General features: G+C 65.2%; 10 protein-coding genes. 9 read left to right on the top strand and 1 reads right to left on the bottom strand.

Annotated features, from left to right (window positions below):
- Positions 1–26 precede the first annotated feature (26 nt).
- From BN1313_RS12955 to BN1313_RS12980, 5 genes are all read left to right on the top strand, one after another.
- Entirely contained in the window at positions 27–2516 is a 2490-nt protein-coding gene (locus BN1313_RS12955; RefSeq protein WP_091741413.1) for a two-partner secretion domain-containing protein, read from the top strand.
- Positions 2517–2569: 53 nt separating this feature from the next.
- Entirely contained in the window at positions 2570–3193 is a 624-nt protein-coding gene (locus BN1313_RS12960; protein WP_245620197.1) for a L,D-transpeptidase, read from the top strand.
- A gap of 434 nt (positions 3194–3627) precedes the next feature.
- On the top strand, positions 3628–4938 hold the full coding sequence (locus tag BN1313_RS12965) for a hypothetical protein (protein ID WP_176696011.1): 1311 nt from the start codon (positions 3628–3630) through the stop codon (positions 4936–4938).
- A gap of 370 nt (positions 4939–5308) precedes the next feature.
- The gene (locus BN1313_RS17135) at positions 5309–5710 is read left to right on the top strand and encodes a DDE-type integrase/transposase/recombinase (protein WP_091741424.1); all 402 of its coding nucleotides are present in this window, start codon (positions 5309–5311) and stop codon (positions 5708–5710) included.
- An 87-nt stretch (positions 5711–5797) separates the two neighbouring features.
- A complete protein-coding gene (locus BN1313_RS12980; RefSeq protein WP_176696012.1) occupies positions 5798–7366 on the top strand; it encodes a putative bifunctional diguanylate cyclase/phosphodiesterase in 1569 nt (522 codons plus the stop codon).
- A gap of 25 nt (positions 7367–7391) precedes the next feature.
- Here BN1313_RS12980 and BN1313_RS12985 read toward each other — a convergent pair whose 3' ends face one another.
- Entirely contained in the window at positions 7392–7838 is a 447-nt protein-coding gene (locus tag BN1313_RS12985; RefSeq protein ID WP_091741429.1) for a hypothetical protein, read from the bottom strand.
- Positions 7839–8592: 754 nt separating this feature from the next.
- Between BN1313_RS12985 and BN1313_RS12995 the strand changes: the two genes are divergently transcribed.
- The 4 genes from BN1313_RS12995 to BN1313_RS13015 all read left to right on the top strand — a co-directional run bounded on the left by BN1313_RS12995 (position 8593) and on the right by BN1313_RS13015 (position 12736).
- Positions 8593–9240, top strand: coding sequence for a BON domain-containing protein (locus BN1313_RS12995; protein ID WP_091741434.1), 648 nt, complete (start codon positions 8593–8595; stop codon positions 9238–9240).
- Positions 9241–9876: 636 nt separating this feature from the next.
- Entirely contained in the window at positions 9877–10452 is a 576-nt protein-coding gene (locus tag BN1313_RS13000) for an NAD(P)H-dependent oxidoreductase (RefSeq protein WP_091741437.1), read from the top strand.
- Complete coding sequence (locus tag BN1313_RS13005; protein WP_141653143.1) at positions 10449–11087, top strand: hypothetical protein; 639 nt, start codon at positions 10449–10451, stop codon at positions 11085–11087. The genes BN1313_RS13000 and BN1313_RS13005 overlap by 4 nt, the downstream gene beginning before the upstream one ends.
- Before the next feature lie 656 nt (positions 11088–11743).
- Positions 11744–12736, top strand: a complete 993-nt coding sequence (locus BN1313_RS13015) for a zinc-binding alcohol dehydrogenase family protein (RefSeq protein ID WP_091741446.1) — start codon at positions 11744–11746, stop codon at positions 12734–12736.
- Positions 12737–12739 lie beyond the last annotated feature (3 nt).

Genomic DNA, 12739 nt, shown 5'->3' on the forward strand with positions numbered 1-12739 from the left:
TCGCCTTCAGTTACAGGAACACGACCATGAACAGATCTATCACGGCGGCCGACGCTCCCGTCATGAGCGGCCGGCGCACGCGGCGCGGATGGCTAATCGGCTCCTCATGCCTCGCCGGAACGTTGGTATTGGCGCTGGCAGGCGCCGCCTACGCCCTCCCGACAGGAGGCGCAGCGGCGGCCGGGGCGTCGACGATCACCGGTGCTGCCGGCGCGTTGACCATCACCCAGACCAGCCAGAATGCCGTCATCAACTGGCAGGGTTTCAGCATCGGTCAGGCCGAGTCTGTGCAGTTCGTCCAGCCCAACGCCCAGTCAGTGTCCCTGAACCGCGTCCTCGGCGCCGATCCCTCGGTCATCCTTGGGCGACTGTCCGCCAATGGACAGGTCTTTCTGACCAATCCCAACGGCGTGCTATTCGGGGGCGGCTCACAGGTGAACGTCGGCGGCCTCGTCGCCTCGACGCTGTCGATCACCGACGCCGATTTCATGGCGCGGGACTATCGGTTCACCGCGGCCGGGCCCGGTTCGGTGGTCAACGAAGGCCGGATCTCCGCCGACGCCGGCTCGGTGGCCTTGCTCGGCGCTCATGTGAGCAACCAGGGCGTGATCTCCGCCCGGCTCGGGGCGGTGACTCTGGCCGCTGGCGCCGCCATGACGCTGGATGTCGCCGGGGACGGTCTGCTGAACGTCACCATTGATGAGGGCGCGATGAACGCCCTGGCTGAGAACGGCGGCCTGATCCGCGCCGATGGCGGCCGGGTGATGATGGGCGCGCGTTCAGCCAGCGCCCTGATCCGCACCGCGGTCAACAACACCGGAGTGATCGAGGCGCGCAACGTCGAGAACCGCAGCGGCGTGATCATGCTGATGGGCGACATGTCCAACGGCGTGGTGAACGTCGGCGGCGCCCTGGACGCCAGCGCGCCTAGCGGCGGCGAGGGCGGGTTCATCGAGACTTCCGCGGCGACGGTCAACATCGCTGATGACGCGAAGGTCAACACCCTGGCGGATGGCGGGGCTGGCACTTGGCTGATCGATCCCCAGGACTTCACCATCGAAGCGGGAAAGAACATTTCCGGCGCTCAGCTCTCTACCCTGCTGGTGACCACCAGCGTGGTGATCTCCACCTTGCCAGGCAATGACGTCACCGTGGCGGGCGCACCGCCGGTGAGAGACCTCTTCACCTCGTCGCCCGGCAACGGCGACATCTTCATCAATGAGCCGATCGCCTGGACGGCCGCCCCCAACACGACGACGCTGACCTTGAACGCCGCCCGGGACGTGATCCAGCGGCTGGGCGCCGACATCACCGCCACCAACGGCAACTTCAAAGTCTGCTGCGGCCGCGACATCACCCTTGGCGGCGCCATCTCGACGACCAACGGTAGCATCCTGCTGGCAGCCGGCCGCGACATCACCATGGCGGCCACCGCCGCGATCACGACCACCGACGGGAACATAACGTTCTGCGCCGATGAAGATCTGACGCTGTCCGGCGCCCTCGTCCTAACGCGAGGCGCCAGTCCGTTCAGCGCGCAAGGCCTGGGCCTGACCCGCGGCCTGGTGTTGACCGCCGGAAACGGCGCGCTGCAGCCAGGCGTCGGCGGCGGAACGCTCTCCTTCGGGCTCGCCGCGCCGCTCGTGGCAGTCACCGGGCCGAACGCGCCGGTGTTCATCAACTACAACCCAGTCTCCTATGCGGCGCCGACGGACTTTTCGACCAAGTTCACTCTGGTCACATCAACCCTGACCCAGCGCATGTTGGTCTACGCGACGGCGACTAAGGTCAGCGACGGCTCCACGGCCGTATTGCTCAACGCCTTCAAGAGCGGATCCGCCGGTCGGCCGAACGGCGTAATCCTCGTCGCCGGCCCGGGCGCGACCGCCAACTTTGCTTCACCCGCGGCCGGGACGAACATCGGGATCACCTACGCCGGCTACACCTTGGCCGGAGCGAACGCCGCCCTTTACTCCCTGCCCGTATCCTGCTGCGCGACGACCTTCAGCACCACCGGCACAATTACGGCAGCCCCGCCGCCGCCTCCGCCTCCGCCTCCACCTCCGCCGCCGCCTCCGCCGCCGCCGCCTCCGCCGCCGCCGCCGCCTCCGCCTCCGCCTCCGCCGACACCGACGCCAGTGCCCATACCGACACCAGCGCCCACACCGACGCCAGTGCCCACACCGACGCCAGTGCCCACACCGATCCCAACCCCCGCGCCTATTCCCACACCCACGCCCACCCCACCGCCCCCGCTGACCCCGGTGGCGCTTCCCGCAGCCCGCGACGCCGAGTTCGCGCGGGCGCAGGCGCAGGCCCAGGGCTTTCCGCTGCGGGCGATGGCCCCGACTGGGCTGAGCCTTGCGGTCGTTGAGGCCGGCGTTCGAATGCCGGATCGGCAGGTGGCCGAGTTGGCGCCCGAACTCCAGCCGAGCCCGACGGCAGCTCCGGCCGCTATCCCGGCCCCAGCACCCTACGTAGCGCCGGTCTATGCGCCCAAGCAGGGCCGCAACTGAGCCGGCGGCTTAAAGGGGTGAGGGCCGCCTTGGGCCATTGGACGGGAGCGGCATTGACCGCCCTCGCCCTCTTGTTTGGCGCGGTCGCTCCAGTGGCGGCGCAGCCGGGAGCCCCGCCGGCGGGCTCCGCCGCCATGCGGCAGGTGGTCAGTTGGGTCATTGCGTCGGGCGACAACCAGCAGCTCCCCTTCGTGATCGTCGACAAGGGGGCGGCCACGGCCTACGTATTCCATCCTGACGGGCGCCTTCGCGGGGCCTCGCCCGCCTTGCTCGGGTCGGCGCTGGGCGACGATTCGGCGCCTGGGGTCGGCGACCGCAAGCTGTCTGACATCCGACCTGCGGAGAGGACGACCCCGGCGGGTCGCTTCTTCTCATCACTGGGGCTGGATCTTGCGGAGAAGGAGCTGGTCTGGGTGGACTACGGTGCGGCCGTATCGCTCCACGCGGTGGTCACCGGCAACCGGAAGGAACGCCGACTGGAACGGTTGGCCACGGCCTCCGCGCTCGACAACCGCATATCCTACGGCTGCATCAACGTCCCAGCGGTGTTCTTCGACACCGTCGTTCGGCCCGCATTCACGGGGACCAGCGGGATCGTCTATATCCTGCCCGAGGTCCGCTCGCTCGGTGAGGTCTTCCCGGGATATCCCGGCGGTGTTCCGCCCCGCGTCCCCTGACGGCGCGACCTTGGAGCGGAGATAGTCGCGTCAAATTGACAGCACCGCAAAAATTTCTCTGACAGCGTCCTCAGAAAATGACACTGAGCATCGCGATCCAAGAGCGCGACTCAAGCTTCAAGGGGCATTTCAAGGCCTCCATGGCCTAAGCGGGCAGCGCCTTACCGTCGGCCACGCCGGAACCAGGGAAATGAGGAGCTGACAGGATCCGACGAAATGCCGGCAAGCGTCCGTTGGGTGATGAAGCTTAGCAATTTAGGTTGCTTGGGACGTAGTTCCTTCCCTACGGTCCTTTTTGTTGAACGGGCGGGGCGTCGGCAATCAGGAAATTCCCGATATGCAGGGGCCATGACCGGCTGTTCTCTCAGGGGATCCGTGAGTGGCGTTGAGTTCAAGTTCCTTTCTCTTAATCTGAACCGAAGAGGATAACTTTGATGTCTCCCTCTATGCTCGCGGCCACATGCTCGGCCGTCTCGAAGGCGCTCGCCCTGGCGGGAGCAGTTTTCCTTCTTCCAGCCCTCGCTCAGGCCCAGACGCAACAAGTGCTCGTCAATGGCGGGTTCGAAGCCGTCACGCAGCCGGCGTTCGGCAACAACTTCTACATCCCCAACGCCGTCCCTGCGCCGGTCATCACGCCCTGGGTGCTGGACACTGGGGCCGGAGCCAACGTTGTCCGGGTAGACGGCCCCGGGGGCACGGTATACGCGGGCGGCGGTCCCCAAATCGACGCCACCGGCCTAAACGCCACGCGGCACTATCTGGACATCAACCAGGGCGGCAACAAGATCCGCCAGGCTTTCACCGCGCCCTGCAACGGAACAGTGACCTTCCGCGGGTTCTTCTCCTCTCGGCTTCAGGGGCAGATGGCGCTGTCCGGCAACGGCAGCATCGCGATCCTGAACGGCGATGGCTTCAACGGAACTCAGGTCGCCACGACGCCGGTGGCCAACTACGCGAGCGCCAACTGGGCCGCATCACAGGCTACGGCGACCGTCACGGGAGGGCAGACCTATTCCTTTGTCGTGACAATGGACAACAACCTAAACTTCGACGAGGGAACGGTCACCTATACTCAGAACTGCCCGCTCGGCCCGATCGACACAAGCGTCACCTACGGTGAGGGCCAGATCAATCAGAACCTGCACGCGATCATGGTGACTCCGCCCGATCCCTGCTGCCCGCCGTGGAACGAGCAGATCCTGCAGAGCAGCCTGTCCTACTCGGGGACAACTGTCGGTGGCAGCTACACCCTGCGCTGGCAGCCACCCTCCTCGCTGAACGCGCAGATGCAGGCCTACATCAACTATCTGCATGCGGTGGATCCCTCGATCAACACGATCAACATCGCGTTCGGCCTGTTCCCAGCGGGTAACGGAGCGGCTCCCGGAACTGCAGGACCACAGGTAGGCGGAACCGGCGGCACGGCTATCGTCACCTGGACGGCAGGGCAAAACGCACCGAGCGGAAACACCAACTTCTTCCCGGCCAATGCGATGAGCCCCGGTCTCTGGTACACGGTGGGCACGACCATCTTCCTGGGCGACGGGGCCGTATTCTTCGGCGTGGACTGCGCTCAGAACGCGATGTCCGTCCGCTTCCAAGTCGCCCCGGGCATGGCGCCGCAAGCCGGCGGCGGTCGAGGAGATGTCCGTTCCACCCGCTCCCCGCTTGAGGTGCGCGCTGCGCCCGGGCCGGTTGGGCCTGCGGCGCCCCCGCGCCGCGCGTCGCCGATGCGTCGGCGATAGGGCGCAAACTTGGGGCGGCGGCGCGATCCGCCGCCCCTTTGCCGGGCCCGGTCTTTGTCGGCGCAAATTAGGCGGCCGGTCGCCAGCGTCCGGGCGCTGGCAAGTTACGCGGGAGGAGCTCAAGTTGAGCCCTCCCAGAGCTTTGTCAGAACAAATTAGCCGGCAGGTAATCTCACCCGCTAGCGCAGGCGGATGGCTCATCCGAAGAACCCTTTCCGCTATTCACTCCTCGCCCGAGGTCATCCGCCTCGTGGTGATGATGTATGTGAAGTACACGCTCTCTGTGCGGAACGTTGAGGACCTGCGCCTTGAATCCGGCATCGATGTCTACCCCGAGACGGTGCGGATCTGATGGAATCGGCTTGGGCCGGTGTTTGCCTCCGAGATCAAACGGAAACGCTCGTCGTCGCTGCGGCGGCGCACACTGTGGCGGTGGCGCCTCGGCGAGGTCTACGTGAAGATCAATGGCGAGACGCACTACCCATGGCGGGCCGTGGATCACGAGGGTGAGGTGCTCGAATCCTTGGCCAGCAAAACCCGCTCCGCCCTCCGAAAGCGGCCGTGGCGAATCCGACGCCACTTCCTTCTGCGTTGTCTCGGGATGAAACGCGGTGCTGTTGCGCCTTCGACATACGAGGCCCCGCCGGCCAGCCGAATACTGGCGGACATCACGATGCGGGACACCGCACCCGCCAGTTCTCCAATGTCGAAGCCGCCGCCCGCGCAATGTCGCCCGGAAAGCTTGCAAGATTTTCCCGGGCTTGATGCATAACAGCGTTGCTGTACGACAGCGCATCAAGGTGCGGCGCCAAGAATGTCGAGGTATCCCGCTGTGGCCCGGAGCGAAGAGAGCGCACACATGCCCTCCGGCATGGGCCGAAGCCTCCGCGATTTGGCATGGATAGCTGCGGCGACTGGCTCAGTGCTGACGATGTCGATCACATTCGACGTCGGAGACCGTCTCGCTCGACTGAGCGCCCGGCATGAGAGCTGGGAGCTGGATGAAATTCTCACCACTATTCTAGCGCTGGCATTCGCCGGCTTCGTCTTTGCCGCCCGTCGGACGCTCGACCTCCGTAGCGAACTGCACGCTCGCAAGAACGCGGAGGCGCGGGCGCTGTTGCTCGCGATGCACGATCCCCTTACCGGCCTCCCCAATCGCCGGCGGCTCGTCGCGGCGCTCGCCGATGCTGCAGAGGCGCATAGGGCGGAGGGCGCTGTTACGGCGCTTTTGATGATCGACCTGGACCGTTTCAAGCCCGTCAATGACTTGTACGGCCATTTCCTCGGCGACGAACTCCTGAAGATGGTCGCCGGACGCATCGGCGCAGTCGTGCGAGACGATGAGATCGTCGCGCGCGTGGGCGGCGACGAGTTTGCCGTCCTGTCGCCCAGGGTGCAAACTGAGCAGAGCGTGGCTGGTTCGGCGAACCGCATACTGAAGGCGCTGGAAGCGCCGTTTGAAATCAGCGGCGTCGTCTGCCAGGTCAGCGCCAGCGTCGGCATCAGCGTGACGAATTTGGCCGCGTTTGACTCGGAGCTGCTCATGCAGCGGGCCGACCATGCTCTCTATCGCGCCAAACGCGAAGGCGGTGGCCAATACCGCTTCTTTCATGAAGAGGTGGACGGCCAGATGCGCGCTCGCGCCAGCCTTGAACTCCACCTGCGTCAGGCCATTAACGACGAGGACATTCGACCCCATTATCAGCCTCTGGTCAGGCTATCGACCGGAGAGGTGACGGGCTTTGAGGCTCTAGCCCGTTGGACCCAACCCAACCTCGGCGAGGTCCCGCCGATGGCGTTCATTCCCGTCGCAGAGAACGCCGGGCTGATTGGACGTCTCACTTTTGATCTGCTTCGCCGAGCCTGTCTCGACGCGCTTAGCTGGCCCGCAGAAATGATCTTGGCCGTGAACATTTCGCCGCTGCTTCTGCGCGACCAACTGCTGGCCCGCCAGATCATCGACATCCTGCGAGAGACAGGCTTGCCGAGCAGTCGGCTTGAAATCGAGATCACCGAGAACGCCTTGGTGGACGACCCGCCTGTGGCCAGGGCGACGCTGCTGCAACTGAAGGCGGAGGGCGTCAATATCGCGCTGGACGACTTTGGCACCGGCTATTCCAGCTTGAACCATCTCCGTGAATTGCCGTTCGAGAGGCTTAAGATCGATAGTTCATTCATCCAGTCGATGAATGAGAGCGACGAAGGCCGAAAAATCGTCGGCGCCATCATCGGCCTTGGACAGAGCCTGGGCCTAGCGACTACGGCGGAGGGCGTTGAGACCATCGAACAAGCCCGCCAGTTGTCCGAGCTTGGCTGCGATCTCGGACAGGGGTACCTCTTCGGCCATGCCGAGGCCGAGGCCGTCACCGGACAGCGTCAGCTTAGCGGCGGGAGGTTTCACGGCACCCTTCCCGACCCCCCGTAGGCCATAGTTCGACCCGGCCGACAGCTTAATCCTCCGGCAGCTCCACCAGGACGCCGCTGGCCGCAACGTTGAGCTGCAGGCCGCGGTCCACAGTGTGCAAGCGGATCACGACGCCTTTGCTATTTCGCAGCACCGCCGTTCCCCCACCGAACTCCGCTGCTGAGCCCCCGGCGCCCGCAGCGACGTAGAGGCCCGGGAAGTCAGACAATGACTGCAGGTGGTAAATCTCCGCCACGCCGCGCGACTTTGCGGCGCCGATGCCGATGACTGAAAGCCCCTTGGCTCGAAAGGGATGGATACGCCCTTTGAACCTGAGAGCGCCTTTGCCCCAGCCATATCCGATCCCGATCGCAAGGGAAGTCCCGGAGAAGTTTGCTGTCGCCGACGGAATATCCGCAGCAGCAGCGGTCGAACCGAGCCCTCCCGCCCCAGCCAGTACAAGGGATAGCGCGCCGAACATCGCCGCTTTCATTCGCATGTCTCGTCCTCATCAAAGACGCGAATTTGGGGGATAGCGGGCGAGTTGCCTTGATACAGCGCAAGATGGTCAAAGAGAGAATTCGAAGGCGCAGATGATCTGCGACTCTAGGCCGCCGACGGGCCCATCCCCTCCGAACCGACGGCGGCAGGCCGGCCGCCTCAGGGGCGTTGACACGCCGGGGGCCGTACCGCCGCGGATCGCCAAAGTCGCGGTAAGGCGCCGCTCGCCGCTAGGCGTCGTTGAGAAGAGGCTCGGACAAACCACACGCGCGCAGGTGCGCCCCCTCCATCCAGCGAAAGACTTCAGGCGCCGCCCACGGGAAAGCCCAAGCGGCGGCCACAGCTGGTCTTGCGGACCCGGTCTGAGCCAAGGGCCACGGTTCGGCCAGCCAAGCCTGGGTGGCCTCGCCGGCGACCCGGCAGGTTTCCAACGCCATATTTCCCCAAGCATGCGTCCACGCGAGCGCAAGCGTGGACGGCAATGCAGCCATCTCGCTCCAAGAGCCATTGCCCATGATCAGGTCCCCAAAATGGGCGCTGTGCGCCGTTCGTGGGGCCCACGCCTTGACCTGCGTCAAGGCCGCAGCGGCCAGCGACCGCAAGCCTTAAGCCCGAGGTCCGCGGGCATCCCTCGGAATCCGCGCGGTCTGAGGATCGAGATATCCCTTGATCTGGCGCAATGCTGCTTCCTGCATCTTGAGCCTTCTGGGGGCTGGCCAATCACCGGCCGCCAAGGAGTCACCCTGATGGACGACAAGGTTCTCAAGACGCTCGTGGAAGATGAGCTGGAGTATCAGCCAGATATCGACACCGCCGACATTGGCGTCAGCGTGGAGCATGGGATTGTGCACCTTAACGGGCATGTCCCGACCTTCGCTCAGAAGAAGGCGGTGGAGGCGGCGGTGAAACGCGTCAAAGGCGTGCGCGGCTACGTCGAAGACTTGGCTGTCCGTAGCTATCCTGATCCTGAAAGCGACGACGCGATCGCCAACCGCGTCGCCAACGTCCTGGAGTGGGATGTCACGCTGCCCAAGGGCGTGATTAAGGTGAATGTTGAGGGAGGCTGGGTCACCTTATCTGGAGAGGTCGAATGGGCGTTCCAACGCCACACGGCCGAGAACATCGCCGGCCGGCTCGCAGGCATTCGCGGGGTGATCAACACCATCACCATGAAGTCGCGGATTGAAGCCCGGGACATCAAGCACCGCATCGAGTCCGCCCTGGATCGGCATGCCGACATCCAGGCCCACGCGATCTCGGTTTCCGTCGATGGCTCCAAGGTGAAATTGTCCGGCAAGGTGCGCGCTTGGTATGAGCGTGATCTGGCCGAACGCGCGGCCTGGGCGGCCCCTGGCGTCGAGGCCGTGGAAGACGGCCTAACCGTCACCGGTTGAGCTTGGGGGCGTCGAACCTGATCCAGCGCCCCCAGGATCCGGGCGTCCGCCCTCTCGACGGTCGGGGTCCTGGCGCAGGAGAACTTCCAGACGTAGGCGTTCCGCTGCGAGAATCTCGCTTAGGATCGCGTGTCGGCCTGGGTCGGTTTCGCGCTGCAAATCGCGCTCAAACCGCTCGATGTTTTTGCGATGAGCGTACTCTTCCATGCGCAATCTCCTGTAGACAGGAGATTAGAACTATTCTGTGGAAACACCACAGTTCTCCCAAATCTTAACTTGCCGCCTTCAAGTTCAATGTATTCCAATGAATTCCTGCTGGTTGGCGGGCCAGCCTCGCGTGGATGCTGTCAACCCAGGCGAATACGTCTCCAGGTCCGTCCAGATTCTTCGTCGTCTGCGGGTGGTTGTGGCTAGGTTCGGCGGGGCGCCGCGCGCGGTCGTCAGGTCGCCGGGGATGGCCGCGACCCAACAATCTCGGCGCCCTGTGTCGCCTGGATGAGACCAATTTCAGAGATCGTGAGGGATGCCCGGTTCGACAAACACGCCGCACCGGCGCCCGGATTTGACCCAACGCAACGCGCGCTGATCCGACAAGCCTAGCCTGACGCCATCCACGGTTCGACCTGTGAAGGCGCGATGACCCGCATCCTGATCCTCGATGGCCACCCCGACCCCAGACCGGAGCGCCTGGGCAGGGCGCTGGTCGCCGCCTATGCCGCCGGCGCAACCAAGGCTGGGCATGACGTTCGGATCATCAAAGTCGCCGATCTTGGCCTGCCTGTCCTGCGGACCGCCGAGGCGTTCGCCAGCCCCCATCCGCCGGAGGAAGTGCGGCGCGCTCAGGACGACATTCGCTGGGCCCAACACCTGGCGATCTTCCACCCGCTGTGGCTCGGGGCCGCCCCAGCGCTTCTGAAGGGCTTCTTCGAGCAGGTCTTCCGGTATGGGTTCGCCCTCTCGCCCGACAATCCGCTGGCGCGCCCGCTGAAAGGAAGGACCGCCAGGACCGTGGTCACCATGGGTATGCCGGCGCCGCTCTATGGCCTGGCGTTCGGCGCCTTCGGCGTAAAGGCGCTGGAGCGCAGCGTTCTGGCGCTGGCCGGCTTCTGGCCGGTGAGGCGCACTTTGCTGGGCGGCGTCGGCGCGATTTCGACAGCGACCTATGGCAAATGGCTCGCCAGAATGCGGGCCCTGGGCGCGGATGCGCGGTGAGCAGGGCCCATCCCCAGTCCTTGCTCAGTTCGCACGATCCTGCGGCGCGCGATCGGATCGAACTGAAGGTCGATGACCTTCGGCTTCTGTTCCACGCTCTGGATCCTCTGCCTTATCGAGAACGAGACCTCGACCCCGAGGTGGAGGCCTTCGTTGTGGACTGGGCCAGCGAACTCGGACCAGGACGCGTGACGGAGATCCGTATTCATGCGCCTGGACAGGCAACTGAGCCAGGCCCGCGACAGGTCGAGGCCGCGATACAAGCCTATTTCGCGGGGCGCGCGGCGGTCACGGCCCGACAGCACCGCAACCTGCTACGTCGGGGGCGAACCTCCTTGTTGGTCGGCATGGCTGTGCTGGCGGCAAGCAACCTGGCTGGCCGCTTGGCCATGCATTTCGCCCCAGGCCCCTTCGGCGCTTTTGTCGCGGAGGGTCTCGTGATTTTCGGTTGGGTCGCCAACTGGCGGCCGATCGAAATATTTCTCTACGATTGGTGGCCGCTGCTGCGGCTACGGCGACTGTACAGGCGCCTATCCCAGTGCCGCGTGACCGTGGTGACAGACGAGGCGAAAGAGAAAGGCGGCCGGGGCGCGGACGACCTTCCGTCAGGACTTGCCCGCAAAGAAGGCCGCTAGGGCCACCAAGCCAGCGCGAAAGAAGGCGGCGATTTCGCGCGTGCCCCTCCACCACCGGCGCAAGCCAGCAAGGGGTTTGAACCCTCGGCCATTCGGCGTGGCGGGAGCTTCGATCGGCTGCGGCTTGGGAGATATCGGTGTCATGGCGGCCCTCGATCATGCACACCATGGAGCTTCGACGGCGGTCCGCTTTGATCTCGCACAAGCGGCCAAGCATCGGGCAGCCGCGCTTGAGGCGCGTAGTTGAGCCCGATCAAGGCCCCGCACGGTCGTCGATGGGAGGCTTGCATAAGGCCCAGAGACGCGAGCCCCAGAGACGCGAGCCAAAGCCATGACGACTCGAAGATCAGGACACTGGACTTGGATTTTTCCGCCCCCTCTTGCGACGCTGGGCGGGGACCAACCGTGAATCCTCGGCGCCCGGAGGCGCGCGAACACTGGCGATCCAGGCTGGCTGGCGCGATCCTGTCCTTGGCCGGAGCCGGCGGCTTGATCGCCCTGGTCGCCCTGATTTCCGACTCTTCGAGAACAAGCTCCGTCCTGGCTCTTCGTTTGGGGATGCCCGGCCTGTTGATCATCTCCGCCGCGGCCCAGATCCTCACCGTGACCGGCGCCTGGATGGTCTGGCGAACCTTCCCGCATCGATCGAGGCGCAGATGATCGCGCTACGACTCTTCAAGACCCGCAAGCCGCTCATCGCCACCTGGAACGAAGACCCAGCTCCGGGTCCGGGCGAAGTCCGTCTGCGCGTCAGATGCTGCGGGGTCTGCCGGACAGATTTGCATCTGGTCGACGGTGATCTCGCGTCACATCGCCCGGGAGTGATTCCCGGTCACCAGGTCGTGGGCGTCATCGACGCCCTCGGCGACGGCGTTACGGACAGGGTTGTCGGCGAGCGGGTCGGCGTTCCGTGGTTAGGGGGCGCTTGCGGGACTTGCCCCTACTGCCAGGTTGGGCGCGAGAACCTTTGCGACAATCCGACCTTCACCGGCTGGACTCGCGACGGCGGGTTCGCTGATACGATGATCGCCCGTGCGGCCTTTTGCGTTTCGCTGCCCGCCGGACTGCCCGACCAACTCGCCGCGCCCCTGCTTTGCGCGGGCCTCATCGGTTTCCGGACTTGGCGTCTCGCTTGCCGCGAGGGCGAGGTCCGGCGCCTGGGGCTATATGGTTTCGGTGCGGCCGCGCACCTGCTCGCCCAGCTCGCCGTGCGCGAAGGCCAAATGGTCCATGCATTCACCAAGCCGGGCGACGCCGCCGCACAGGCGCTCGCGCTGGAGGTAGGTTGCGTGTGGGCCGGAGGCTCCGATGTTGCGCCAGAGACGCCTCTCGACGCCGCGATCATCTTCGCCCCGGACGGGGCGCTGGCGCCCACGGCGCTCGCCGCAGTGAAGAAAGGCGGGACCGTTGTCTGCGGCGGAATCCACATGAGCGACATTCCAAGCTTTCCCCACGCTCTCCTGTGGGACGAACGCCGGCTGCTCTCCGTCGCCAATCTGACGCGGGCTGACGCGGCGGAATACTTTCCCCTGGCCATCGCGGCGGGCGTGAGGCCGCATGTGCGGCCCTATCCCTTGCGGGAAGCGAACGACGCGCTGGATGACCTACGCCGCGGCGCCTTCACTGGGGCCGCAGTGCTCATCGTCTAGGTC

The organism is Phenylobacterium immobile (ATCC 35973), assembly GCF_001375595.1.
Classification (GTDB): Bacteria; Pseudomonadota; Alphaproteobacteria; order Caulobacterales; family Caulobacteraceae; genus Phenylobacterium; species Phenylobacterium immobile.